This window comes from Rhodococcus phenolicus (assembly GCF_001646785.1).
GTDB lineage: Bacteria > Actinomycetota > Actinomycetes > Mycobacteriales > Mycobacteriaceae > Rhodococcus > Rhodococcus phenolicus.
This window is the reverse complement of record NZ_LRRH01000093.1, coordinates 1-26,108: the sequence shown is the minus strand read 5'-3', so window position 1 is coordinate 26,108 and position 26,108 is coordinate 1. Positions and strand designations below refer to the sequence as shown.

Below are 26,108 nucleotides of genomic sequence, written 5' to 3'. Positions count from 1 at the left end.
TCTATGGGGCACTACTCGCGACGGACCTCGCGGGCAAGAGGACCGGAACAACCGAGCGGGTCATCGAGAGCCTCCACTGAACCCGGGGCGCAACACGCGATGTTGAGCCACAGACCGCACTGTTGCGTAAACAAAGTGGAGCCGGGATGTCCTGCGCGGCATCGACCCCGTGGCAGCGAGGACGCCGATGTGATCGGGATGTCAGGACACCAGGTGCTTCCGGGCGCCCCGAGGTGATCGGCCCACAACGGTGACCTGACAACACGCCCATCCCCTGAGGCCGCGGATCGGTAACCAGGACTGATGTAGGGAGTTCTTCAACTCGTTGTCTACATCGGAGACCTCGTTCGCTAAGCAGCGATCACACAGCTTTGTCCACCGGTGAAGAGCCCGTCAGGCAGGCGAGCCGGAGACTGCGCGTGAGTGGTCGATGTCGTCCGGGATCGCGTGCTCGGCAGCGACGACGTCGGGATCTTCGGTCGGCGCCCCGGGACCGAAGTGCGCGAACTTCTCAATGTGCTGATCAAGCGCGAGCGGGTTGGGAGTGCCGTACGTGAAGTAGGTTTCCCACGGCAGCTTCGCGCCGCCGACGGCAAGACCGGTATCGATGTCGGACATCTGCCAGGTCTTGGTCTGTGCGTCCGGGTCGAGGTGCAGATAACCGGCTTCGCCGAACAGTTCGATGCGGTTTCCGCCGGGTTCGAACACGTACAGGAACTGTGCTTGGGTGATGCCGTGCTTGTCCGGGCCGGCTTCGATGCGGACGTCGTAGTCGCGGAACATTTCCACCGCGTCGGCCAGGTGCTGTCCGGTGCCGTAGTAGAACGCCAGGTGGTGGAGCTTGCCGTGTCCGCCGGTCATGTCGCGCATGCAGGCAACTTCGTGGCCGAGCAGATTCGAGCTCATCCACGCCCCGATCTCGACGTTGCCGTCGACGACACGTTCGGTGGTGCGGAACCCGAGGTGCCGCTCGAACGATTCCTTGAGCGGGGTGACATCCGAGGCCATCAGATTCAGGTGATCGATGCGCTTGACAGGGATACCCGACAGCGGCTTCTTCGACGGGCGCGAGAGGATCTTGCTCTGCAGTTCTGCCGGGGCGACGTACTTCTCGACCTCCCACAACAGCTGCAGGTTGTGGCCGTCCGGGGACTGGAACTCGAAGGTCTTGCCGTAGCCGAACTGGTCCTCGCTCCACTTCCCGTCGACGTTGCCCTGCTTGAGCGATGCCACCCGGCGTTCGAGCGCTTCCGGAGAGCTTGCGCGCAGCGCGGCGTGACCCATCCCGGCCTCGGGTGCCTCGGTGACCTTCAAGCTCCACTGGTACGGATCCTCGTAGCCGCGAAGGTAGACGGACTGCCCCTCACGGTGCGTGACGTACATGCCGAGGAACTTGGTGAAGAAGTCGAGCGTCTCTTGTGGCTTCGGGGTGAACAGTTCGGCGCGGGCGAGATGCGCGATGTCGAATCGAGCAGTGAGTTCGGTCATGGCTACTCCTGATCTGGGCTGTCCGGGCGAGCTGCACCGGCTGTGGTGGTGATCACGAGCTTGCGGCGATGTGAACCAGGCGGTCATCGGCATTCGGGATAGCCGAACAGGGACGTGCCCGACCCTGCACATGTTCAGGACCGCGGGATAGCAGCTCCTCGACCAACCACCTCTTCTTAGCGTCGAGCCCATCACCCGAGAGTTCAGGGAAGGCCGTACAGATGAGTCGATTGAAAGCTGCGATCGTCGGATCCGGGAACATTGGAACGGATCTGATGTACAAGTTGCTGCGCTCCGAGCACGTCGATCCCGTGTACATGGTCGGTATCGATCCGGCCAGCGAGGGACTCGAACGGGCCCGACACGAAGGGCTCGAAGCCTCCGCAGAAGGAGTCGACTGGTTGCTCAACCGGCCCGAGCTTCCCGACGTGGTGTTCGAAGCGACATCGGCGAAAGTGCACGCTGCCGCAGCCTCGCGCTACGCCGACGCCGGGATCCGCGCGATCGATCTGACTCCCGCCTCGGTGGGCCCGTATGTGGTGCCGGCCGTGAACCTCGACGCGCACCTGGATGCGCCGAACGTGAACATGGTCAGTTGCGCCGGTCAGGCCACCATCCCGATCCTGTATTCAGGCGATGAGCTTGGTGTCAGCGTCCGATTTCTGGACCCGCCGCTGGTCAACATCCCTCAGCGCGCGCACCCTAGCCTTCACCTCTTGCGTGAATGATGGATATGCCCATAGCCGGAACAAAAACCCAGTAGAGCTAGACACTCGGAAATCTTCATTCTACTATTCTTCGCTGTGAGGGTAGTCACAAGCGGGCGGGTAGACACGACACCCTGCCGCCCAGAGGGCTTCTTCCCGCAATCCGTCGAGTCGTCAGAGGAGTTGCCATGTCAACAGCAGGTCGCTTGGAAGGGAAGGTCGCCTTCATCACCGGTGTGGCGCGCGGTCAGGGACGCGCACATGCGGTGCGCTTGGCAGAGGAAGGAGCGGCCATCATCGGCGTCGATCTTGCCGGCCCCATTCCGAGCGTGCCGTACGACTCCACCACTCCGGACGATCTCGAAGAGACGGTGCGCTTGGTCGAGAAGACCGGGGGTCGAATCCTCGCCCAACAAGGTGATGTCCGCGATGCAGCCCGCCTCAAGGAAGTGGTAAATGCGGGTGTTGCCGAGTTCGGTGGCCTCGACATCGTCGTGGCCAATGCCGGCGTGTGCATTCCGTCCACGTGGGATGAGACGCCTCCGGAAGTTTTTGCTGCGCACATGGACACGAATGTCACCGGTGTGTGGAACACGGTGATTGCAGGAGCACCCCACCTGGTCACCCGTGGTGGCGGCTCGGTGATCCTGATCAGTTCGTACGCCGGTAAGAAGGTTCAACCGTTCATGGTGGGTTACACCGCGAGCAAGCATGCCGTCACGGGCATGACCCGGGCATTCGCTGCCGAACTCGGCAAACACAATATTCGCGTCAACAGTGTGCATCCGGGCAACGTCAACACCCCGATGGGTTCGGGCGACATGATCGGCGCATTGGAGCGTGCCGCAGCAACGAACCCGGCTCTGATGAACATGGGGACTCCGTTCTTGCCCCGATTCTCGGCGGAAGCAGACGAAATCTCCAGCACGGTACTCTTCCTGGCTTCTGATGACGCCAACTTCATCACCGCCGAGCACATCAGTGTCGACGGCGGAGCCCAGTACTTCTGACCCGGTTTCCTGAACATCGGTGCCTTCCACAATGAGCACCACGACCCGAGAGACAGACATGACTGCTACTCCGACCCAACACACCGCTACTCACGCAGGCGCCCCCCCGTTCCCCTTCGAGCGTCGCTGCCCCTTCTCCGTCGCCGAGGACTACCAGAATGTCCCGAACGACGGCCCTCCCACGCCGGTGATGTTCAAGGGCGCTCCGGCCTGGCTTGTCACCGGGTTCGACGATGTCCGCAAGGTACTCGCCGATTCCCGGTGCAGCGTGCGCAACGTACCGGATCTGTCACGCGGGGACACAGGCGAAGAGAGCGGTGATGGTGGCCTCCCCGGATTCTTCCTGGCGATGGACCCGCCCGAGCACACCGTCCTTCGAAAGACGCTGGCCAAGGAGTTCACTCCGCGCCGGATGGAGGCGATGCGACCGACCGTTCAGCGGATCACGGACCAACTGCTCGACGCGATCCTCGCAGGCGACAAGCCGGCAGAACTGGTGGACAAGCTCTCCCTCCCGCTGCCGTCACTGGTGATCTGCGAGTTGCTGGGCGTGCCGTACGACAAGCACAACTGGTTCCAGGAAGAGACCCGCAAGGTCCTCGACACGTCCCGCTCTCCGGAAGAGATCGGCCAGGCGATCGGGGCGGTCATGATGTACCTCGCAGAGCTGGCCACGATCAAGATGGACGATCCGGGCGATGATCTGATCAGCTTGCTGGTACACCACGCCCGCACCGGCACGGTCACGGTGCCCGAGGTTGCCGGTATGGCCACGCTGCTACTGATGGCCGGCCACGAAACCACCGGCAACATGATCTCTCTGAGCGTCTATACACTGCTCAGCCATCCCGAGCAGATGGAAGAACTCCGGCAGAATCCCGATCTGATTCCACAGGCTGTCGAAGAGCTTCTGCGGTACCTGGACATCATTGGCAACCTGCCGCGCACCACGCTTGAGCCCATGGAGATCAATGGGCGCCAGTTGGACAAAGGCTCGCTGGTGATGGTGGCGATGGATGCCGCCAACCGGGACGATCGGGTCTTCCCCGACCCGAACACCTTCGACATTCACAACGATTCGCGCGGACACCTCGCTTTCGGTCACGGTATCCACTCGTGCCTGGGTGCACCGCTGGCCCGGATCGAACTGCAGGTCGTGATCGAGACCCTCCTGAGGCGGATTCCCACCCTGGCGTTGGTGGACCCGGAGGCTCAGATCAAGCCGCAGTCGAAGATCTTCGGGCTTTCCGAGCTGCAACTCACCTGGTGATCCCCCGGCTGCCCTGGGAGGAGGCCCCAGGGCAGCCGGGTACCCCCGACCCTCCCGACTTCCTTTCAACCACTTGCCCTTTCACACACCATCGCGCGACTCGGAGATCAGCACCATGAACGCCGTCAGCTCTGCCCCTTCAGCCACGACCGTGCGGCGGGTGATGCGGGAGTACGAGGCCGAGGTCGTTGTGCGGCGGAAAATACGCGTGGCCGATCGAATCGTGGCCTTCGAGCTGGCCGAGATCGGCGGCCACGAGTTGCCCGAATGGCAGCCCGGCGCGCATATCGATGTCCTGATGGATGCCGGACTCGCCCGCCAGTACTCGCTGTGCGGTGATCCCGCGGACCGGTTCACATGGCGGATTGCCGTGCTACGCGAGGACAATCCGCGCGCCCCCAGCGGCTCCCATCATCTGCACGATCAGATCACTGAAGAGGATCGGTTGCGGATCCGTGGTCCCCGCAACCAGTTTCCCCTCGAACCCGCCCCCGAGCATCTGTTCGTGGCCGGTGGGGTGGGTATCACCCCGATCCTGCCCATGGTGGCCGAGACCCACGCGGCCGGACGCCCCTGGCGTCTGGTCTACGGCGCTCGAAGCGTCTCGGAGATGGCATTCACCGACGAGCTCGGCGCATACGGCGACCGAGTCGTCCTGGTACCACAGGACACCGACGGACTGATCGATATGGCCGGGCTCGTCGCCAGCGCAGCTCCCGGCACCACGGTGCACTGCTGCGGCCCTGCCCCCCTTCTTCAAGCCGCCAAGAACGCAGCGTCGAAGAATCATGAGATCACGCTACGCACAGAGCGCTTCGGAGCAGACCTTCCCGATCAGACCACCGACCACCCCTTCGACGTTGTGCTGGCCCGATCAGGCGAGACGGTACGAGTGCCGGTCGGTGAGAGCATTCTGCACACCGTCGAAGCCACCGGACGACGTCTTCTTTCGTCCTGCCAGGCCGGAATGTGCGGGACCTGTGAGACCGCAGTACTCAAGGGCGTACCGGATCATCGCGACTCGGTACTCACCACCGAGGAACAGAACTCCGGCGAGATGATGATGATTTGCGTCTCGCGTTGTGTCGGAGACCGACTCGTCCTCGACATCTGACCAGACCAGCACCACCCCGGAGAACAAGACTCATGCCTCACGTGATCCTCCAGCACTGCTGTAACGACGCTTCCTGTGTGTCCGTATGCCCGATGAATTGCATCCACCCCACTCCGGACGAACCAGAATATTCGACGGCCGAGATGCTCTACATCGACCCCGAATCGTGCATCGACTGTGGTGCCTGCGTGGATGCGTGCCCCATCGACGCAATCCTCCCGGACGACGAACTATCCGAGGGCGACGAGGTATTCATCGACATCAACGCGCTCTGGTACACCGATCCCCGGCACCAGGAATACGAGCGCACACCCCCCCGGCCCCCGGTGATCACCAGGCCGCAGGCACCAGAGGAGACGCTGCGGGTCGCCGTAGTGGGCGCAGGTCCCACCGGCCTGTATACGGTGCAGGAGTTGCTGACTCAGAGCCGGGTGCCGTTGGAGATCGAAATCTTCGAACGGACGGACCACACCGGAGGCCTGGCCCGGTACGGCGTCGCTCCCGACCACAGCAGCACCCGCAGCGTACTGGGCACACTTGAGAGAGTGCTCAAACGCGCCAACGTGCGCCTACACACCGGTGTCGAGGTAGGTCGCGACGTGGACATCACCGAACTGGGTGCACAGTTCCATGCGGTGCTGGTGACAGTGGGAGCCAAGAACACCCGTCGACTGGGCATCGAGGGAGAAGATCTGACCGGCTCATTGACCGCCGGCGAGTTCGTCGCGTGGTACAACAACCACCCCGAGGCCCGCGACCTTCAAGTGGACTTATCGGGTGAGCACGCTGTGGTGATCGGCAACGGAAACGTCGCGCTGGACGTTGCTCGTATCCTACTCAGCGACCCGGAACGACTGGTCGAGACAGACATCGCCCCGTACGCGCTGGCGGCGCTGCGCAGCAGCGGCATTCGCCGGGTTACCGTGTTGGGACGTCGGGGGCCGCGCGAGGCCGCGTTCACCACTTCCGAGCTGATAGGACTGCGCAACACCCCAGGCATCGAGCTCCACTGCACACTCGAGCACCTCGACGAGCGCTCCGAGGACGATGCACTGACCGCCCATAGACTGATGTTGATGAGGCAAGCGGCGGCCACCGTGCCTGCCGGTGAGCGTCGGGTCGATCTGATGTTCGCGGTTTCCCCGCAGTACCTCCACGGTAGCGATCGAGTAACGGGGATTCGACTGGTCTGCAACGAACTCAAGACCGACAGTGAGGGCCAGGTCGTGGCGCAGGCATCCACTCGCACATTGGACTTGGATTGCTCCCTGGTTCTCAATGCCGCCGGCTTCGTGGGAACCGGGATTCCAGGCCTGCCCTGGGACGACCACCGCTGTGTGGTGCCCACAGAGTCGGGACGAGTGATGAGTACCGATGGTCGGGAGCTGACCGGATTCTATGCCTCTGGATGGATCCGACGCGGCCCCTCCGGAGGCATCGGCTCCAACCGCGTCGACGCTCGCGAAATCGCTCACGCTGTCCTCGACGACTTCCACGCAGGAAGGCTCACTGCGCGGAGCTGAGTCGGCCGTTCGCGCAGTCGGGATGCCGAACGCGTTAGTTAGTGCACCCATGAAGCCTCTACTGCCCTTGGCTTTTCGATTCTTCACCTCTTATGCCTGCGAGCATTCTGTACATGTCGCAGTCGGAGGTCTGACCTTTTCGATCCGCCCTGCGGGTACCTCCGCATTGACGTATCGACTCCAGAAGGTGGCACCCGATGCGGACTGCTGGCGACACCGAAGCCGCCGACAACACCGTCGAGACGATCCGACAGTTCGAGATCACGTACGACGGTGTCGCCCAAGCCGGCGCAACCACGATGATCACGCTCGAGACCACCCTGGCTACCGCCGACGAGTACCTGGGTTCGACCCTCGAAAAGCTCACCGACCACACACTTGTCACCACTTGCGCTGCGCCTGATACCCCCGAACCGCGGCCTCGGTCCGTCACGGCATCCCGGCGGTAGTAGTCCCGGCCGATCCTGAGGCAGCAATGCGTCACGCCCTTACTGCGATGGCACACCGCTGGCTGGTCCTGCAAAGGGAGCCGAAGCTCACGCAGCGTCACTCAAGGCGTGACCGCTGCGTCAGCAACCGCCTCGTCGACGCTGTCGGTATCGGCTACGCCACCGCAGCACTAATGCCGGGACCTGCGAACGTTTGTCCGAACGCGACATCATTTGCTGCGGCATGCTATCTCGCTCACGAATCTTTCGTTTTCTCCCCGCACCGACATCAGCACCGATGGTGAACAGTTCTCAGGCCACGAGGTACTCGTGGCCTGAGAACGACTTGACGATCTATCGGAGCATCAGCACAGCGGCACGCGGTCGGTGTCGTCGACCACGTGCCGCTGTGTTGAGAGCCGAGGGCAAGGTCAGCGGCCTGCGCGCTCCCGTTCCGCAGCCCGCACACCCTGCAGGCGGGAAATGTAGTCGTGCCACTGCACCTCGCCGTAGCCGGTGCGGCCCTCCCATTCGCAGTCGAACAGGCCCATCACCAGGAAGATGTTCTGACCACCATCGATCTCGGCCGAGGCGCGTGCAGTGCCGGTGATGACGTACGAGGTGCCTTCCTCGTCGATCACCTCGTAACGTAGACCGGTGATCCGCAATCCCACACGGGTGTAGCTCACCTCGGCCTTGTTCAGCCGCAACGGACGGCCGTCACGCAGGATGTAACCGTGGGAGACCTCGGGACTGCCGTCGGGCCGCTCACCGGTGTGGGTGAGCAGGGTGAGTTCGTCACCGAAGTGGATCAGATCGAAGGTCCCGATCGTGTGAGCGACTTCGGCCCTGGGGCTCCACGAGTGGTCGCGGTTGCTGATGCAGTCCACGCGGTGTTCGGTGCCGTCGATGATCACCGTTCCGGTCACCCGCATGGTCTGGTCGATATGGCCGTACGGCTCGGTTCCGGTTCGGTTGGTCGGGGCGCCTTGGCCTGCAGTTCGATGAAATGCGACGAATCCCTCGGGGCCGTCCGCCAACTTGGTGAATTCGAGGTTGACCGGTGGCATCAGTGCCTCGAAGTGCAGATCGGCTTGCATTCGACGACAGTGCGAGCGATAGGTCAGATCGTAGGTGTGCGGGGCTTGGCCCTTGACGCGGATGCCGCTGTCCAGAGTGAAGTCGGCGAGCCGGGCGTTGCCGATGGGGCTGTTGTACTGCATGTCGCACATCTCCATGTCGAGCACGGAGTCGCACATGCGGGAGAATGCGTAGATCTTGGTGGTCGCGACTCCTGTGTTCAACCGGAACCCGGTCCAGAAGTGCAACCGGATGTTACTCTCGGTCGTTGCCGAGAACCAGTGGGTCTCCATCCACCGGGGGTCGCGATAGGAAGGGCGTGAGAAGTCGCCGTAACTGCGGGACATGGGTGTCTTCTTTCGTGTCAGGAGCCGGCAACGGATTTCAGGCACATGTCACGGATCTCCCGTTTCATGAGCTTGCCGTTGGTGTTGCGCGGCAACGAGGGAACGATGTCGATCGAACGCGGCCACTTGTACTTCGCCAGTCTCTGTCGGCAGAAGTCGAGGATGTCGGCCTCGATTCCTTTCGAATCGTGTCCGGGCAACAGCTCGACGACTGCCTTCACCACCTCACCGAGATCGTCGTCAGGGATCCCGACGACGGCGGCGTCGGCCACTTCGGGGTGCTCGACCAGCACGTCCTCGATCTCGCGGGGGTAGATGTTCACTCCGCCCGAGATGATCGTGAATCCGACGCGGTCGGTCAGGTAGAGGTAACCGTCGGCGTCGACGTAGCCGATGTCGCCGGTGGTGCTCATCGAGCCGTCGGCGCTTTGCGCTTCGGCCGTCTTGTCGGGGTCGTTGAGATAGACGAAGTTGGTCACACCCTTGATCCACACCTGCCCGGTCTCACCGGTGGGCACCTCGTTGCCAAGCGGATCGAGAACGAGCAACTCACCCGCCAGCGGTTTGCCGACGGTGCCGGGATGGGCCAGCCATTCTTCCGAGTCGCAGATGACGCTGCCGTTGGCCTCGGTCGAACCGTAGTACTCGTAGATGATCGGACCGAGCCAGTCGATCATGGCTCGTTTGACCGAGGGCGGGCAGGGGGCGGCGCCGTGGGTGATCGCTTCGAGGGAGGAGACGTCGTATCGTGCTCGTACGTCCTCGGGCAGTTGGAGAATCCGTGACAGCATCGTCGGCACCACGAGCGAGTGCGTCACCTTGTGCTTGTCGACGAGCCGGAGGAAGTTCTCCGCGTCGAATCGGGACATGATGATGCACGTGCCCCCGCAACGCAGCGATTCCGCTGTAGCCGACTGGGGGCCCGAGTGATACAGGGGTGCCGGCTGAAGGAAAATCATGTCCGGACGGGTGCGGTACACCTTCGGGACCAGCTGGAAGATCGGCAACGGGTCGCTCGGGTCCACGTCCAGTTGCGGCCGCAGCACACCTTTCGGGCGCCCGGTCGTACCGGACGAGTACAGCAGGGCCGTGCCCAGCTTCTCGTTCGCGACGGGCGTGGTGGGAAATTTGCCGACGACGGCCGCGTAGTCCTCGAACTCCGTGACCTCGGCGGGCTTGTCCCGCATCAGCCACCGTTCCACCTTGGGGCACAGGGCAGGTAACTGACGCGCCACCTCGGCGACGCAGGCCGAGACTACGACGATCTTCGAGTCGGAGTCGTTGATGATGTATGCCGCTTCGTCGGCGGTGAGGTGGTAGTTGATGAGGGTGTAGTACACACCGGTGCGCTCGCCTGCGCCCTGCACTACTACGGAGCCGAGCGAATTTTCGAACATCACTGCGATGCGCTCGCCCTGTCCGACCCCGGTATCGCGAATGAAGTGAGCCATCTGGTTGGTCTGTTCGTCGAATTGACGGTAAGTGAGCGACTCGTCGGTCTCCGCCATGACGAGGGCTACGCGATCGGGGTAGTTCTTGGCTCGAGTGCCGGGGTACACGATGTCCTCCTGATGACTTACGCCCGCCGCTGATCGATGCGGGCGATGATGATGCGTGGCGGGTCCGACCGAAGCGCTGACCGTGTGCTCGGCATCACACACCTGCCCGTGTAAGGTGAACAGTAATTTCGTTTTTAGAGTTCGTCAACGCCACTATTTCAGCGGTAGCCAAGGGACCGAGTTATTGACGGTTCTATTTTCCCTTCTAGCGGACTTCTCTAGTCACTGTTAATCTTCGAGCATGTCGCACCGCGCTGAACCCGCGTACAGATCATCTGCCACCTCATCCTGCGAACAGCTGGGGCCCCTCCCCCATCAGGTCCGCACCGAGGATTCGATCCTTCGTGCCCGCGCCCTCTACGAGGAGGTGTTCGGCGCCGACCAGGAACAAAGCATCGACGCCACGCGCGAACGATTCGAGGCGATGCTCGACCGGTTCCCGATCCACCCCGACGTGGCAATCGACGAGGTCAACATGGGAAACGTTCCCGGGTTGCGGGTCACCGCACCCACGGCCTCGCCGCGACGAATACTGGTCTGGTTCCACAGCGGGGGCTACATCCTGGGCAGTGCGCGCGGACACCGCAGCTTGGCGGCGGCTTTGTCCGCCGCGACCGGCCACACAGTGCTGCTCCCCGACTATCGCCGTGCACCCGAACACGCCTTTCCCGCCGCAGTCGACGACGCCGCCTCGGCCTTGGCGGCCGTCCTGGACGGAGACCTCGGCCCAATCGAGGATGTCACGGTCGGTGGCGACTCGGCCGGCGGTGCACTCACTCTGGTCTCACTCATTCGCCGGCGGGACGCCGGAGGTACCCTCCCCAGTCACGCCGTGCTCGTCTCACCGCTTCTCGATCTGACCGGAGTTGCACAAAGCATGGTGTCCAACGCCGAGCTGGACCCCGCTGTCAGCCGACAGGGCATTCGCACCATCGTGGCGATCTACATGCGCGGCACCGACCGGGAACACCCCGATGCCACCGTGCTCAACGCCGACCTGCACGACCTTCCTCCGACATTGGTTCAAGTCAGCAGTGCCGAGGTATTGCTCGACGACTCCGTCCGGGTTGCCGACCGGCTCACCGACGCAGGAGTGACGACGCACCTGCACATCTACGATGATGTCCCACACGCCTGGCCGCTCTTCGAGTCGTTCCTGCCTGCCGGCCGCGACGCGGTCGAGGAAATCGCGGCGTTCTTCGCCCGGGAGCCGCAGTGATCACCCTGACCATGTTGTTGACCAAGCGTGACGACCTCACGGACGAGGAGTTCAGGCGTTACTACGAGGAACGGCACGTGCCATTGGTTGCACGCCTCGTAAAAGCCCGTCCCGTCTCGTATGTACGCCACCACCGACTGGACAACGACCTGGCTCGTCGTTTGGCAACAGGCCGCGGTGACACCGTCGACAAGGAGACCACCGCAATCACCCACATCACTTTCGCAACCCGGACCGACGCCGAGCACTTGATCGAGGCGATGCTCGAACCGTCGGTCAGAGAAGCACTGGCAGCCGACGAAGGCCGGTTCATCGCCGAGGGCGGAATCCGGTGGTTGACGACCGGAGACCCGGACGACGACTCGCCATCGTGACGACAGAGTCGCGGGTACTCGGGCCGAACGCTCTCGATACAGAAATCGCACAGGCACGTCCGGCCGGTGTGTCGATTCACGTCGAAGGGCCTTAACCCCTGATCTTGGACACGGTGTCATTTCGGTTATGCCGCTTCCGCGAGGGTAGCGGAGGCAGCGGCTTCGTAGGCGTTCGGGCTGATATTGCCGATCGCGGAGTGGCGGCGCCGGGTGTTGTAGCGGTTCGCCCAGCGGAACACGGCGCGGTAGGCAGTGGCCGCGTCGGGAAACGCAGAACGGCCTTCGAGGAGTTCACATTTGAGGGTCGCGTTGAACGACTCGGCGAGGGCATTGTCGGCGGACGATCCGATCGCCCCCATCGACTGGGTCACCCCGAGTTGCTCGCAGAGGGCGGCGTATGCCTTCGAGGTGTAGACCGACCCGTGGTCTGAGTGGAACACCGAACCGGTAAGGGAACCGCGCTCGCGCCGGGCGGCTTCGAGCGCGCCCTCGACGAGTTCGGTGCGCATGTGGTCGGCCATCGCCCACCCGGTGAGCTTCCGCGAGCCGAGGTCGATGCACGAGGCGAAGTACAGGTTCGTGCCGCCCTCGACGGGTAGGTAGGTGATGTCGCCGACGTAGCGGCGGTTCGGTTCGCCGGCGGAGAAGTTGCGGCCGATCAGATCGGGGAAACGCCGTCCCGACTGGTCGGGGATCGTGGTGCGCACGCGACGGCGCAGCCGGACGCCGGCTAGGCCGTGCTCGCGCATCACGCGGGCCACCCGCTTGTGGTTGACCCGCCCGTCCGCGGCCGCACCCTCGTTCAGGTCGGCGGTGATCCTGGGTGCCCCCGAGGCACGGTCCCCGCCCAGCGCCGGGTCCTGCAGCACCCGGATCCGCTCAGCCAGCGCCGCATCCTCGGCTTGCCTCGCGGCACGTCCCGGCGCAGCGGCCAGCCACGCATAGAACGACGACCGGGCGATCTCGATGACCTCGCACAACCGCTTCACGCCCCAGGCGTCCTTGTGGTCCTCGACGAACTGGAAGCGGTTCACCAGTTCGTCTCCCCGGCGAAATACTTCGCCGCCTGGCGGAGGATGTCCCGCTCCTCAGCGAGCTTGGCCTGCTCGACCCTCAACGCGGCGTTCTCCGACTCCAGCCGCGCGATCCTCGCCGTCTGTGACTCGGGCCGGCCTCGGCTCGGCGCGACCGGCGCTGCACCCGCCGTCATGGTCCCCGAGCCCAGCTTGTCGACCCACTCCTTCAACGCGCCCCGAGACACGCCCAGATCCGCCGCGATCCCCTTGAGCGTCGCGCCCGGCGTGGACTCATACAAGTCCACCGCCCGACGGCGGAACTCGTCGGTGTAGTTCTTTCTGGCCATCCTTGGATTCTCGCTTCCCCCAGCAGTGTGCTGGATTCCACGTGTCCAAGATCAGGGGTCAAGCTCCGTCCGCGGAACTTTGACCGAAACGCATCCGAACGTCGAACACTATTGTCTCGCAAGAGATACTACGGGCGCATCATGGACATCGACCGATGTCGATAATCGAGAATCATCACCAAGACATGACGGCACTCCGGACGCTTCGGAGGGCGATCTTCGGCACGATGTCTCGACCGTGCAGCAGGGCACGGCATTGTCATATTCCCAACGCCGACACCGCTTTCAGGATCTCAACATCAAGGTGAGCCCTCGAGCAGGTATCGAGCACATACGCCGAAACACGCCGAATACCAGTCACACTCGATTCCCTTCCGGTCTGGTGCGCTGTCATGATCCATGCCATCGTTTCCGTTCATGACTATCCCCCGTAGCGCATCCGTGTGGTTGCGACGGATCGCCGCGGTCGGGTGCACCCTGACCATTACCGTTGCAACAGCGTCCTGTTCGAGCGACGAGACCGAGCAATCGCCTACCTCCTCGGCGAGCTCCACAATCTCCTCGACCACGGTCGTCGAGGTGCCCCGGTTGACCACCGCGTCCAACTTCCGCGATCTGGCAGGCGGACCCGGCGGCGGATACATCACCGCCGACGGCCACACCGTCCGCCCGGGAGTTGTTTACCGGTCGGACGCCCTCGCCCTGACGCCCCAGGACGTCGCTGCCATCGAGCCTCTCGGCATGAGCACGATCTTCGACCTGCGCACGACGGCCGAAGCCGAGAAGAAGCCCGACGTGGAGATCCCCGGGGCCGAGTACACCCGCGTCAACATTATCGGTGACTCCCCCGAAGCAGCGGCCCTCGTCGGCTCGCTGGAGTCGATCAAGACCGTCGAGGCCGCCGGCTGCTGACCGACGCCAATATCACGTTCGTGACCGCCGAGGACCAACGCGCGCAGTTCGCGACACTGCTGGAACAGATCGCCGAGGCCGACGGGCCCGTGGTCATTCACTGCACCTCCGGCAAGGACCGCACCGGCTGGGCAAGCGCCCTACTCCTGCACATCGCCGGCGTATCGGACGAGGACATCATGGCGAACTACCTGCTGACCAACGAGTACGCAGCCGACTACATCGACGCGACCGCAGCAGCCATGGCCGAGACGCGCGGCACCGAGTTCGGTGAAGCCATCCGGGTCGTCCTCAGCGTCGAAGCCGACTACCTCCAAGCCGGCATCTCCACGGCGATCGAGCAGTACGGCTCGCTCGACCTGTACCTGACCGAAGGACTCGGCCTGGAGAAGGAGACGCTCACGGACCTGCGGAACAAGCTCACGACGGCCTGATCCTCGCGCGGCTCCTCGTCGTCCCGATCGTCACCGACGACGAGGAGCCGTGGAACCGGTTGGCGGCCGCTATGGCACGAACCGCCCTGGCCGAGACAATTACCCCATTGCAGCGTCGACCGTGACAGGGAGCGCCGCCGAGGAGATCCGCAGTGTCGACGGCGATCACCGGTGTGCTGGTGCGGGTATCGATGACCGTCTGGGCGAGGTAGAGAACATCGGATCGTACGGATACAGCGCACCGTGCACTCGACAGCGGCGATCGAAGTCGTGACTGCTTGTGCTCTACCGTGCTTTCTTGGCAGAGAACGCCACCAGAGCAGACCGGAAGGCATCCGTTGTTGTCAGCCGGATCTGACCGTCCCGTTCACGGTCGAACGCGCCGGCGAGTTCACTCAAGCTCACATCGTTGATCGCGTGTTTGGTCTGGGCGAGAGCATCGGTGGAACGCTCGGTCAGCATTGCCGTCAATTTCCCGAGCTCGGAATCGAATACGTCCGGCTCGTAGGTCGCCGTGACCAGACCCAGCCGCTCCGCTTCGAGAGCACTCATCCGTCCTCCGAGAAGCGACATACGCATCGCTGTTGCGCGACCGACCGACGCCGCGACCAGTGCCGTGGCACCACCGTCCGGCATCAAGCCGATCGATGTGAACGGCATCGCGAAATATGCGTCGGAACGGACGACAGTGAGATCGGCAGCGAGCGCAATCGATACTCCCACCCCCACAGCCGGTCCGTGGACCGCCGCAACCACCGGACGTGGGACCCGCGTGATCGCCGTGACACATCGGGCGGCCGCATCGGCAGTACTTGCAGTGTTCTCGACGGACAGCGGGTCCTCGACATCGAGATCGCCCCCGGCACAGAAGCACGGGCCGGTCCCCGAGACGACGATTGCCCGCACGTCGGGGTTCGTACCCGCATCTTCGACCACGTCCGCCATGTGATGCAAGGTGTGCTTGTCGACCGCGTTCCTGCGTTCAGGACGGTCGATCAGTATGTGCCGTACCGGTCCGTTGTCGATGATCTTCAGGGTCATGGCAGAGCCTTTCTGTGAAGCAAACTCAGCGAACGTCGCGCCATCGACGGGGAGGAGACACGTCCGTTCGGATCTGCGTCGGAAGAAGTCGGTGGTGGGGGTCCGTTCGAGACACCACAGAACATGCGAATCCGACAGGTTTCGGTCGCTGCGACCATCACCGAGGTATGTCTCGGCACGGTCGCCTCCCGTGGATGTGTCAGTCGACGAGCGGCTCAGTTGACACGGCGCTCCATGCCCTGCCAGTACGGCTCGCGTAGTTCGCGTTTGAGGACTTTCCCGACGGCGCTTCGTGGCAGGTCATCCGCGAACTCGATCGCCACAGGGCACTTGAATCCAGCCAAGTGGGCTCGGCAGTGTTCGACGACCATACGCTCTGTGAGAACTGCTCCCGGCGCGGCGACTACAAGCGCGATCGGACTTTCGCCCCACCGCTCGCTCGGCACGCCGACGACGGCCGCATCAGCGACTTCCGGCATCCCGAAGAGTACTTCTTCGATCTCCCGCGGATAGATGTTCTCACCGCCGGAGACGATCATGTCCTTGACCCGATCCGAGATGAACAAGAACCCCTCGTCGTCGACACGGCCGGCGTCGCCGGTGCGCAGCCACCCGCCGCTCATCGCGTCGCGTGTCGCGTCCGCGAGCCCCCAGTATCCGCTCATGAGTTGGGGTCCGCGAACCAGGATCTCGCCGACGGCGCCGGTCGGAAGTTCCGCACCGTCCCGATCCACCACCCGGATCGATGTACCGAGTACCGGTCGCCCCGCCGACGTGAGAATCTCCGGGCGGCTCGACAACGCTCTGTGGTGATCTTCCGGCGAAAGAACGGTCGCCACCGCACAGGCCTCGGTCATCCCGTATGCCTGCACGAAGTCGCAACCGAACACCTCGATGGCACGTTTCACCAGTTCGACGGCCATCGGAGCAGAGCCGTAGACCATCACTTCCAGTGCCGAGAAGTCGAGGCATGCACTGAGAGGGTCGCCGATCATGCCCTGGATCATTGCCGGGGCCAGGGTGAGAAGTTGGATCCCACGCTCCGACATCGCACGCAGGACACCGGTCTGGTCGAAGTCTCGAACGACGTGAATGGAACATCCACCCGAGGTGTACGCAAGGACCTGTAACGCGGCCCCGGCGTGGAACAACGGCATCACACACAGTGTGCGCTTGCGCACCGATCCCAGAGCGAGTTGGATCTGCAATGCGTTGGTGCAAGCAGCCCCATGCGTCACCATTGCACCCTTGGGCTTGCCCGTGGTTCCGCTCGTGTACATCTGGTGGTAAACGGAATCGGCCGGAACGTCACGATCGACGGTCTCGTCCGAGACCGCGACCACATCTGCGGAAAAGCCGAGTGTCTCTTCGCCGGCACTTCTCAGAACCGAGGTCCTGATGTCAGGCAACACCGAGGTCAGCGCCTGCTCGTAATCCTCGTGCAGGACCACGAGGGCGCATCGTGCGTCCTCGGCGATGTATTCCCATTCCTGAGGCGCCAGGCGGAAGTTGAGTGGCACCGGCACGACCCCGGCGCGCGAGGCGCCGAAGTACAAGGCGATCATCTCCAGGGAATTGCGGTCCAGCATGCCGAACCTCTCGCCGGGCTCCAGTTCGTCGGCCAGCCAGGTACCGATTCGGTGTGTCCACCGACGCATCTCGTCCCACGTGAGAGTCCGCCGGTCGTCACTGACGTAGATCTCGTCCGGAAAACGGTCGGCCCAGTGGTCCAGCAATTCATGGACGCGCATTTGCTCTTTCCTCGGAAAATTCGATCCCGGCACCGGGTCGGCCGCCTGTACGAATCGAGCAGCCGACCGCGCCGGTCATATGCCGAAATATGTGCCGTTCCGGCAGGTTTCCACGCTCACGGCACCGTGCTGTCTATCTGTTGCCTCGTCCGCGGTTGCCTGTCGGGGATTGCCCCTTCTTCGACGCCCGCGTACAACTGCCGGTCACTTCGCGCCCGTGGTGGCCTTGCGGTAGTGCAACGAGCGTTGAGCGGCCACCTCGGCACGGACTTCCTCGAGCAAGGTGGTCGCACGGATAGCGAGACTTTCGGTGCTCGACGTATTTGGGTCATCGGAAGTGGACCCACACGACCGGACACCGGACTCATGATCGGCTTCGGTGAGTTCACGAGCAATGTTGGCGAGAATTCCTGTGGTAGACCACAACTGGCTTCGAGCGTAAGCGTCATCGATCCGTCCGATCACGTCCTGCTCGACGGTGCGGACAATCGCTTCCAGGGCGTTGGCGTGGGTGAGGTAGTCCATTACAGGTGCTCCGATCCGATACGAGAGCCCTCATGGCGCTGGATCTTCTCCAGCAGGATGATCGAGAGCCGTCGATTCAAGTACGTGGACAGCAGAGGGCGAAGGTCGAAGTAGTGCCCCTCACCGATCAACGAGATCGCTTTGGCCTCCATGCACAGCCGAGACCAACCGGCGGCGATTTCCCACCACAGCAACCGTTCATGGTCGATTTCTACGCCGCTCAGTTCCGCATAGAGAGCCAGGAACTCGCGGCGGCTGAGAACACCCATCATGGAGTCGTCGGGGTTGTCGGTGCCCATCAGGGTCCATCCGAGATCGAAGTACGGGTCGCCTTCGCCGGCTTCTTCCCAGTCGAGAATGGCCGCAATCTCTCCCGGTCGGCGCCAGAGCACGTTGCCGAGCCGGTAGTCACCATGGATTACCGTGGCGTCACCGGATTCCGGCATGCGGGCGACCAACCAGTCGGCGAGGAACTTGTGAAAATCCGGAAGCACCAGATCGGTCTCGTCGAGGCTTCGGGTCCACCGCTCCAACACGCCGCCCGGATCCTTGCGCGGTGCCCAGTCGAGGACGTCGGGGGCTCGCTCTGCGTCGCTCAGTGCGTGGAACCCGGCCAGGGCAGCGGTGTATGCATGTGCCAGCAGTCGCTTGTCCTCGTCGGTGTAACCACGCGCGCCGTCCCGTACGACGTCGCCACGGACCTCTTCGGATATCAGGAAGGGCCGTCCCAGCGGGCCGGCGCCAGAACTGCTGTGCAGCACCGCGGGCACGTCCACATCGTGCCTTGCCAACCAGCGCAACAGCGCAGCTTCTCCTTCGGGACTGTACGGAGCCAGGGGTCCGTGCACCGGGGGGATCCGCACGATGACTGAAGAATGCGGGGCCTCCGAATCGAACCGGTAGCGGATGGTGGTTTGCGAAAGTCCACCGCCGAGAAGTTCTCGACGCACGGGGGCAGTCGTCGGTAGGTCGAAGGCGGCGCGCACCTGCCGGTCGAGTATCCGCAGATCGATACCGCCATGCTCGTCGGTGGTCAGGTCGGCGTGGTGCGCTTTCTCGGTGGTGTCCGGCGGGACCGTACCGATGTCGGCCGAGGTAGCGGTGGTGGTCGTGGTAGATGTCATGGCAACTCCTGCCGGGTGGGGGATGCGTCGGCGTGATCAGAGGACGGCGGGATCGAGATCCATTACGCTCCGGTCGGTGGATTCGCAGATCCGTCGCTCGGCGGCCACGTGTGGCAACACCAGTCGACAGAAGTGGCGCGCCGCACCGATCTTGCCGGTGTAGAAATGCCGGTCGCTCTCGGAAGGATTGCCGTCCAGAGCGGCCAGGGCGATCGAGGCACTTCGGATCAGGAGCCAGGCCACCAGCACTTCACCCAGCATGATGAGGAGTCGGCTGGTGTTCAGGCCGACGTCGTAGATCGCGCAAGGATCGGTGCGGGCCGAGTGTGCGGCCTGTTGCAGCAGCCGGGCGACAACGATGTCGACATCTTCGACTGCCGCTTTCATCGCCACCTGTTCCTCGGCGAGCCGGGGATCGAGGTGGGCGAGGGTGGAGCGCACCTCGTCGAGCACCACCTGCAGGGTGCGTCCGGAATCACGGGCGATCTTGCGGAAGAAGAGGTCCTGGCCCTGGATCGCGGTGGTTCCCTCGTAGAGGGTGTCGATCTTGGCGTCTCTGACGTACTGCTCGAGCGGGTGGTCTGCGAGATAGCCTGACCCGCCCAGGGTTTGCAAGCTTTCGGTTCCCAGCAGTATCCATGTGCGCTCGGAGCCGTAGCCCTTGACTATCGGCAACAGCAGATCGTTGACGCGGGATTCCACCGTGGCATCCTCGCCGGTATCGCGTTTCTGCGCTGCGCGGTCGCGCCAGCTTGCAGTCCACAGCAGCAACGAACGCAGGCCTTCGGCATAGGCCTTCTGTGTCAGCAGTGAGCGACGCACGTCAGGATGGCCTACGATACTGACCTTGGGGGCAGTCGGGTCGTGGGACTGGGTGAGGTCGGCTCCCTGGATCCGGGTGCGGGCGTAGTCGAGCGCGTTGAGGTAGCCCGTGGACAGGGTGGCTACGGCTTTTGCGCCGACCATCATCCGGGCGTACTCGATGACGTCGAACATCTGAGCGATGCCCTGGTGTACCTCCCCGAGCAGCCATCCCCGGGCCGGTTCGTCGTCGCCTAGGCTGATCTCGCAAGTGGCCGAGGCATGAAGACCCATCTTGTGTTCGAGGCCGGTCACATACACGCCGTTCCGGCGACCGGTCAGCTCGCCGGTGGCGGGATCGAAATCGTGCTTGGGAACGAGAAACAGGCTCAGTCCCTTGGTTCCGGGTCCGCCCCCGCCCTCGATCCCGACCGGGCGGGCCAGAACGAGGTGCACGATGTTCTCGGACATGTCGTGGTCGCCGGCGGTGATGAAGCGCTTCGTACCTGTCAGGTTCCATGTTCCGTCAGGATTCGGGAAAGCGCGGGTACGCGCAGCACCCACGTCGGACCCGGCTTCGGCTTCGGTGAGCACCATGGTCCCGGTCCAACGCCGCTCCAGCAGGATCCGGGCGATATTCCGATCCCGTTCGGTCCCGTTGGTGGCGATCACGCGGGCCACGGTCGGGGTGCTGGCGTAGACCCACAGCGCGGGATTGGCGCCGAGAACGAATTCGGCGGTGGCCCAGACGAGCGTCGCCGGGGCCGCGTGGCCACCGAGCGAGGCCGGCACCTGGAGCAACCACCATTCGGAGTCCATCCATCGCTGGTAGTCCGCGGCGAATCCCGGCGGCATGGTCACAGAGTGGGTGCTCGGGTCGAAGGTGGGCGGGGTGCGGTCGCCTTCGACGAACGACGAGGACAGCTTCTCTCTGGCCAGTCGCTCGACTTCGCGCAGCACGCTGCTGATGGTGGGGCGGTCATACTCCCCGAAGGGGGCCGCGCCGTACATTGGATCCTGGTCGAGTAGTTCGAACAGGTTGAACTCCACGTCCCGGAGATTACTTTTGTAGTGCCCCATGGCAGCCTTCCTCGACTCGGTGCGGGACAACCATAACCGAGAATAACGGTTTTGACGATAAGCGACTGCAAATAGGCTTTAGTCGTGCGACAAGCAGCAGAATTGCGACTTGCTGATCACTGGTGCCACCAGTCGCTGTGCACTACACTTCCCCACCGTGGGGCCCAGCTGGCCGGTGGGCCATGGCAGAGGTGAGGGGCGAACCCGTGAGCGATACTCCAGGTGGCATGGTCGGAACCGTCGAAGACGTCGACCCACCAGCAACAGAGCAGACCCGACCTCGCAAGGAGTCCGCCCGCAAGCTGCAGTTGGTCGAGGCCGCCGGCCAGCTCTTCCAGGAACACGGCTACCACCGGGTGAGCATGGAGGATATCGCCCAGCGGGTCGGTATTCGCGGTCCCGCACTGTATCGCCATTTCCGCAGCAAGCAGGACATCCTGGCGCGAGTCGTGCTCGAACAGATTTCGGTGACCGCGTCCGTGGTCGAGACCGCCGCGAATTTCGAGGGCTCCGCGCAGGAGCGATTCGACATGATGACCGAGGATCTGGCCCGCTTGGTCCTGGCCCGAGACGAGGCCATGCTCTGGCGGTGGGAGCGTCGGAACCTCTCCGAGAACGACGTGGCCGCGTATCGGACGCGAGCTCGTCAGCTCAAGGCGGCGGCCGCCTTGGTGATCTCCGGTCTGCGCCCCGATGCCACGGCCGCCGACGTGGAGCTTCTCAGCTGGGCGGTGCTGTCGGTATTTGGGCACTCGCGGGGTTTGCGCTCGTCCAACGGCCGTGATTCCTCCGCCGGCCTACTACGCCGGTTCGCCGCCGCCGTAGTGCAGGTTCCGCTGAAGGAAGGCGGCGTTTCCGAGGAAACGCCGACCTTTCGCGCAGGCGGCCGGCGGGAGCAGATCATCGAGGCGGCCACCCGACTCTTTGCCGCACGCGGGTTCGTCGACGTCAGCATGGAAGACGTCGCCGCCGAGGCAGACGCCGCGCTCGCCACGATCTATCAGTACTTCGACAGCAAGCTGGCCCTGCTGGGCGTGATCCTGCGCCGCAGCATCGAAGGTCTCAACTACGTGGTGACGCACCGCCTGGCGGGCCTACCGACACCCGAATCCGAGCTGGACGCATTACTCGACCTGTATGTCGAGTTGGCGCTGGGACCTCACGGCCGCACCTTCAGCATCTTCGACGAGGAAGTGAGGATGCTGAGCGAGGAAGAGCGCACCGACTTGCTCAAGGGCTACCGCGGTCATGTCGGCCAATGGGTCTCGGTACTGCGTGAGACGCGACCGGAACTCGGTAGCTCCGAAGCGCGTGCTCGGGTTCGGACTGCCCTGGGTTTGGCTGCCGACATCACCCAGACCCCACGACTGCGCGTCCGAAAGACCCTTCATCAGGATTTGGTCACGTTGATGACGGCACTGCTCCGGTCCTGATAGCAGAGAACGCTCGAGATCGACCGTGGAACAGGAACATCCCCTCCACTCCCGTCGGCTCCGGCTGAGTCGCAACGCCCCGACATGGGAGGCCTTGTCCGGCCGCTCGGTGGCGCTGCGAGTGACCGTCCCCGTGGAGTGGGTGGACGTGAACCGCCATCTCGGTTTCGCTCACTATCTCGCGTTGGCGACCGCCGGTCTCGACCGATGGTGGTCCGGGAACGCACTATGCCCCGCGGCGCACCGATTGGGACGCCAGAAGATGGCCTACTGGCACGAGGTGGCCGAAGGTGAGGAGCTGACCGTACGCCTGGCGTTGGCGAGGGGGTCACTAGCGCCCCGCACCGGCGACGCCGCAGTTCTGGCTGCTCACATCCTCAACGAGACCCGGCGGCAAGTGCCGTTCTGCGCTCTGACCCTGTGTCTGCCGCCGCTCTCGTCACGCGGGCAAATGTGAATCCAGGTTTCGTAAATCTGGTCACATAACCCTCTTCTCAACCAGCTGAAATGTTGATACGGTCACATTCTGTTAGTCAATCTTATAGTTATGAATGGAGACCGGGATGGCTCGGCGCGTCAGAATCGGACTACTGATCGGGGTAGTCTCCGACCTCGGTGAGACCGGCGATCAGCTCGCAATGCTGGAAGACGAAGGACTCGAGTCGGTGACAGTGTCGGAGGCATACACCTTCGATGCAGTGAGCCAGCTCGGATTTCTGGCCGCAAAGACCCACACCGTGGAGTTGGCCACGGGAATCCTACCGGTGCACTCACGCACCCCCACCTTGCTGGCAATGACCGCAGCCGGACTGGACTTCGCTTCCCAAGGGCGGTTCCGGCTCGGCCTGGGCGCCTCCGGCCCTAAGGTCGTGGACGGATTCCACGGCGTTGCCTACGATGCACCGTTGGGCCGAATCTCGGAAACCATCGATGTGTGCCGCAAAGTGTGGCGCCGAGAGAAATTGGTGCACAACGGACCTCACTGGAACATCCCTCGGACCGAAGGTTATCCACCCCTCAAGCTGATCCAGAAGCCGACCCGCCCGACCATCCCGATCTCGGTAGCCGGAACCGGCCCGAAGACCGTTCGGATGGCAGCATCCAAGGCCGACGCCTGGGAACCGATCTTCTTCCATCCCGGTCGTGCCACCGACGTTTGGGGTTCTGATCTCACAGCCGGTAGAGCCGATCGAGCCACGGAACTGCCGCCCCTGGAAATCGTTGCGCGGGTGCCCGTAGCCGTCGGGGCCGATACCACCGCAGAGTTCGAGAAAGCCCGCGCCCAGCTGGCGCTGTACATCGGCGGGATGGGATCGAAGAAGCAGAACTTCTACAACAATCTGGCACGCCGATACGGATACGGCCCTGAGGCGGAACGGATTCAGGACGCATACCTTGCCGGACGCGTATCCGAAGCCGTAGCCGCAGTCCCCGACGAGTTCGTTCGCGAAACGACCCTGATCGGAACACAGGACGAGGTGACCGAACAGCTCGGCGCATTCCAGCGAGCAGGCATTGGTCTGCTCACCATCCAACCGATGAACGAAGCCCCCGCTCGGATCGCCGAAGCGGTGCGCACACTGCGCAAAGCGTCGGACACCCTGGCTTCCTGACCGTTCCGGTCTTTCCAACCGACCCACTGTCGAGGTGTGTAATGAAAGCCCAGAGAAACAATGAGCAGGACCAGGTCGACCTGGCCGCCATGATCGAGCGGGCCAGCATCCCCCTGCTGCTGCCCGCACTGGTTCAACTGACCGGTGACACCCGGTGGCTGGACGAACGTTACACGCCCGCCCGCCCGGTCGGGTTCTCCGAGGACCCCACCGGCGGGCTGGAGCCACAGATCCGAGCCGAGATTCGCGCTGCCGCTGTCGATGCGGTAACGCGTTGGCAGAAGGGAGAACTGGAGCCCGCTGTCCCTGATCCGGAACCGACCCTGATGGCCGCGCTGATGAGCCAGTGCCTGGGCGCGCCCGTACCTGCGGACTATGCACCGATGCTCAGCGAGCAGCTGGGCCTACGCCCCTATCGGCCCGAGTCGGTGCGTGAGCAGCTGGGCGCGGCCGGTCGAGAATTTTCGGTAGCGGTGATCGGCGCCGGAATCTCCGGCCTTGCCGCCGCTCGCAGCCTCAAGACCGCAGGTATTCCCCATGTCGTGCTGGAGAAGAACTCCGAGGTGGGCGGTAGCTGGTGGGAGAACCGTTACCCCGGGGCACGGGTCGATGTACCCAGCAATCTTTACTCCTTCTCATTCGGAGACAAGCAATGGAGCGAGCACTTCTCCCAGCGGGACGAGCTCTCCGAGTACTTGATCCGAACCTCGCAGGAACTGGGCGTGCGGGATGCGATCCGATTCGGCGTGGAAGTGCACAGCGCACGATGGGATGCGGAGCGGCAGTTGTGGGTGTTGTCCATGACCACCCCGCAGGGCGAAGAGACCCTCGAGGCGTCTGCCGTGATCACCGCGGTGGGACTGCACAACCGGCCGAAGATCCCGGACTTTCCCGGAATGGACAGTTTTGCGGGAAAGGTGGTGCATTCGGCGCAATGGTCCGAAGACCTGGACCTCACCGGCAAGAGGGTCGGCGTGATCGGATCGGGCGCCAGCGCCATGCAGGTGGTGCCGGCGGTGGTCGATCAGACCGCTCACCTGACCGTCTTTCAACGCTCCGCGCATTGGGTTGCTCCCAATGACCTCTACTTCCAAGAGGTCTCGGAGGCCGACCATTGGCTGCTCGCCAATATCCCTTTCTACTGGGAGTGGAACCGATTCCGGCTGTACTGGATGTACACCGAGGGCATGTTCCCGGCACTGAAGGTGGATCCGGAATGGGACACCAGTCAGAACTCGGTGAACGGCTACAGCGAGTCACTTCGCCGCTTCTACATGGACTACCTGACACGCAAGCTGCACGACCAGCCCGACCTGATCGAGGCGTGCACACCGTCCTTCCCGCCGTTCGGACGACGCATCCTCATCGACAACGGCTGGTTCGACGTGCTCAAGCGCGACGACGTGGACCTGATTCGCAGCGGAATTGCGCAGATCACCCCGAGCGGCGTGGTCACCACCGGCGGTGACGAGGTGGAACTGGACGTGCTGGTGTTGTGCACCGGCTTCCAGCAACAGCGCTATCTCTACCCGCTGGAAGTGTCCGGCATCGACGGTCGTCAGCTGCGGGAAGAATGGCACGACGACAACGCCCGCGCATACCTAGGTCTGGCCAGCCCCGGCTACCCCAACCTCTTCTACTTGTTCGGTCCGAACACCAATCCCCCCGGCGGCAGCTACATCAACTTGGCCGAAGCGCAGGTGCGTTATGTGACCGACCTGCTGGTGACCATGGCCCGGGACGGCATCGGCGCACTCGAGGTCCGCGAGGACGTGTACACCGAGTACAACGAGCGTCTCGACGAGGCCAACCGCAGCATGGTATTCGCCTTAGGCCGTGTTTCAAATGTGGCTCCGCCGAGGGATTCATTGCCTCACCTGGCGTGTCATGACAAGTGAGGTTTTCTCACCAG

22 protein-coding genes and 1 pseudogene are annotated in these 26,108 nt (G+C 63.5%); 14 read left to right on the top strand and 9 right to left on the bottom strand.

The window, feature by feature from the left end; all coding sequences use genetic code 11:
• Nucleotides 1-393: 393 nt before the first annotated feature.
• Nucleotides 394-1,488 carry a VOC family protein gene (locus tag A8G15_RS24015; protein ID WP_068165413.1) on the bottom strand — a complete coding sequence of 365 codons (1,095 nt, stop codon included), beginning with the start codon at nucleotides 1,486-1,488 and terminating at the stop codon, nucleotides 394-396.
• 221 nt (nucleotides 1,489-1,709) lie between these two features.
• Here A8G15_RS24015 and A8G15_RS24010 point away from each other — a divergent pair.
• The 6 genes and pseudogenes from A8G15_RS24010 to A8G15_RS23985 all read left to right on the top strand — a co-directional run.
• Nucleotides 1,710-2,132: pseudogene (locus tag A8G15_RS24010) on the top strand (acetaldehyde dehydrogenase (acetylating)); the annotation flags it as partial.
• Nucleotides 2,133-2,383: 251 nt separating this feature from the next.
• Complete coding sequence (locus A8G15_RS24005; protein WP_068165411.1) at nucleotides 2,384-3,205, top strand: mycofactocin-coupled SDR family oxidoreductase; 822 nt, start codon at nucleotides 2,384-2,386, stop codon at nucleotides 3,203-3,205.
• 31 nt (nucleotides 3,206-3,236) lie between these two features.
• A complete protein-coding gene (locus A8G15_RS24000; RefSeq protein ID WP_245687977.1) occupies nucleotides 3,237-4,475 on the top strand; it encodes a cytochrome P450 in 1,239 nt (412 codons plus the stop codon).
• A gap of 163 nt (nucleotides 4,476-4,638) precedes the next feature.
• A complete protein-coding gene (locus A8G15_RS23995) occupies nucleotides 4,639-5,589 on the top strand; it encodes a PDR/VanB family oxidoreductase (RefSeq protein WP_068165409.1) in 951 nt (316 codons plus the stop codon).
• 32 nt (nucleotides 5,590-5,621) lie between these two features.
• Complete coding sequence (locus A8G15_RS23990; protein WP_082900129.1) at nucleotides 5,622-7,112, top strand: 4Fe-4S binding protein; 1,491 nt, start codon at nucleotides 5,622-5,624, stop codon at nucleotides 7,110-7,112.
• 197 nt (nucleotides 7,113-7,309) lie between these two features.
• Nucleotides 7,310-7,561 carry a hypothetical protein gene (locus tag A8G15_RS23985; RefSeq protein WP_068165405.1) on the top strand — a complete coding sequence of 84 codons (252 nt, stop codon included), beginning with the start codon at nucleotides 7,310-7,312 and terminating at the stop codon, nucleotides 7,559-7,561.
• A gap of 410 nt (nucleotides 7,562-7,971) precedes the next feature.
• Here A8G15_RS23985 and A8G15_RS23980 read toward each other — a convergent pair whose 3' ends face one another.
• Together A8G15_RS23980 and A8G15_RS23975 are read right to left on the bottom strand one after the other, a co-directional pair.
• On the bottom strand, nucleotides 7,972-8,967 hold the full coding sequence (locus A8G15_RS23980; RefSeq protein WP_156665534.1) for a DUF7064 domain-containing protein: 996 nt from the start codon (nucleotides 8,965-8,967) through the stop codon (nucleotides 7,972-7,974).
• Nucleotides 8,968-8,984: 17 nt separating this feature from the next.
• Nucleotides 8,985-10,526, bottom strand: coding sequence for an AMP-binding protein (locus A8G15_RS23975; RefSeq protein ID WP_068165403.1), 1,542 nt, complete (start codon nucleotides 10,524-10,526; stop codon nucleotides 8,985-8,987).
• 241 nt (nucleotides 10,527-10,767) lie between these two features.
• Here A8G15_RS23975 and A8G15_RS23970 point away from each other — a divergent pair, with 241 nt between their 5' ends.
• Both A8G15_RS23970 and A8G15_RS23965 read left to right on the top strand, forming a co-directional pair.
• Entirely contained in the window at nucleotides 10,768-11,745 is a 978-nt protein-coding gene (locus A8G15_RS23970) for an alpha/beta hydrolase (protein WP_082900128.1), read from the top strand.
• Nucleotides 11,742-12,119 (top strand): EthD domain-containing protein, encoded by a 378-nt coding sequence (locus A8G15_RS23965; RefSeq protein WP_068165397.1) that lies wholly within the window; start codon nucleotides 11,742-11,744, stop codon nucleotides 12,117-12,119. The genes A8G15_RS23970 and A8G15_RS23965 overlap by 4 nt, the downstream gene beginning before the upstream one ends.
• Before the next feature lie 125 nt (nucleotides 12,120-12,244).
• Here A8G15_RS23965 and A8G15_RS23960 read toward each other — a convergent pair.
• A protein-coding gene (locus tag A8G15_RS23960; RefSeq protein ID WP_156665533.1) for an IS3 family transposase occupies nucleotides 12,245-13,482 on the bottom strand; the annotation gives its coding sequence in 2 pieces (ribosomal slippage) (nucleotides 12,245-13,170 and nucleotides 13,170-13,482; 1,239 coding nt in all).
• Between the two features lie 588 nt (nucleotides 13,483-14,070).
• Between A8G15_RS23960 and A8G15_RS32265 the strand changes: the two genes are divergently transcribed.
• Nucleotides 14,071-14,394, top strand: coding sequence for a tyrosine-protein phosphatase (locus A8G15_RS32265; RefSeq protein WP_169833933.1), 324 nt, complete (start codon nucleotides 14,071-14,073; stop codon nucleotides 14,392-14,394).
• Between the two features lie 20 nt (nucleotides 14,395-14,414).
• A complete protein-coding gene (locus A8G15_RS32260; protein ID WP_068165393.1) occupies nucleotides 14,415-14,828 on the top strand; it encodes a tyrosine-protein phosphatase in 414 nt (137 codons plus the stop codon).
• Between the two features lie 285 nt (nucleotides 14,829-15,113).
• Here the strand turns inward: A8G15_RS32260 and A8G15_RS23935 are convergent, their stop codons facing one another.
• The 5 genes from A8G15_RS23935 to A8G15_RS23915 form a co-directional block, all read right to left on the bottom strand.
• A complete protein-coding gene (locus A8G15_RS23935; RefSeq protein ID WP_068165390.1) occupies nucleotides 15,114-15,869 on the bottom strand; it encodes an enoyl-CoA hydratase-related protein in 756 nt (251 codons plus the stop codon).
• 215 nt (nucleotides 15,870-16,084) lie between these two features.
• The gene (locus tag A8G15_RS23930; protein ID WP_068165388.1) at nucleotides 16,085-17,620 is read right to left on the bottom strand and encodes a long-chain-fatty-acid--CoA ligase; all 1,536 of its coding nucleotides are present in this window, start codon (nucleotides 17,618-17,620) and stop codon (nucleotides 16,085-16,087) included.
• A 204-nt stretch (nucleotides 17,621-17,824) separates the two neighbouring features.
• Nucleotides 17,825-18,145 carry a hypothetical protein gene (locus tag A8G15_RS23925; RefSeq protein ID WP_068165383.1) on the bottom strand — a complete coding sequence of 107 codons (321 nt, stop codon included), beginning with the start codon at nucleotides 18,143-18,145 and terminating at the stop codon, nucleotides 17,825-17,827.
• On the bottom strand, nucleotides 18,145-19,269 hold the full coding sequence (locus A8G15_RS23920; RefSeq protein WP_068165382.1) for a phosphotransferase family protein: 1,125 nt from the start codon (nucleotides 19,267-19,269) through the stop codon (nucleotides 18,145-18,147). Before A8G15_RS23920 ends, A8G15_RS23925 begins: the two co-directional genes overlap by 1 nt.
• Before the next feature lie 36 nt (nucleotides 19,270-19,305).
• A complete protein-coding gene (locus tag A8G15_RS23915; protein WP_068165380.1) occupies nucleotides 19,306-21,150 on the bottom strand; it encodes an acyl-CoA dehydrogenase in 1,845 nt (614 codons plus the stop codon).
• A gap of 227 nt (nucleotides 21,151-21,377) precedes the next feature.
• On the opposite strand from A8G15_RS23915, the gene A8G15_RS23910 reads away from it, so the two are divergent.
• The 4 genes from A8G15_RS23910 (at nucleotide 21,378) to A8G15_RS23895 (ending at nucleotide 26,094) form a co-directional block, all read left to right on the top strand.
• Complete coding sequence (locus A8G15_RS23910) at nucleotides 21,378-22,583, top strand: TetR/AcrR family transcriptional regulator (protein WP_068165378.1); 1,206 nt, start codon at nucleotides 21,378-21,380, stop codon at nucleotides 22,581-22,583.
• Between the two features lie 121 nt (nucleotides 22,584-22,704).
• Nucleotides 22,705-23,040, top strand: coding sequence for a thioesterase family protein (locus A8G15_RS23905; protein WP_156665532.1), 336 nt, complete (start codon nucleotides 22,705-22,707; stop codon nucleotides 23,038-23,040).
• A gap of 106 nt (nucleotides 23,041-23,146) precedes the next feature.
• Nucleotides 23,147-24,196, top strand: a complete 1,050-nt coding sequence (locus A8G15_RS23900; RefSeq protein ID WP_068165415.1) for an LLM class F420-dependent oxidoreductase — start codon at nucleotides 23,147-23,149, stop codon at nucleotides 24,194-24,196.
• A 41-nt stretch (nucleotides 24,197-24,237) separates the two neighbouring features.
• Entirely contained in the window at nucleotides 24,238-26,094 is a 1,857-nt protein-coding gene (locus A8G15_RS23895; RefSeq protein WP_068165373.1) for an NAD(P)/FAD-dependent oxidoreductase, read from the top strand.
• The last annotated feature ends 14 nt before the right edge of the window (nucleotides 26,095-26,108 follow it).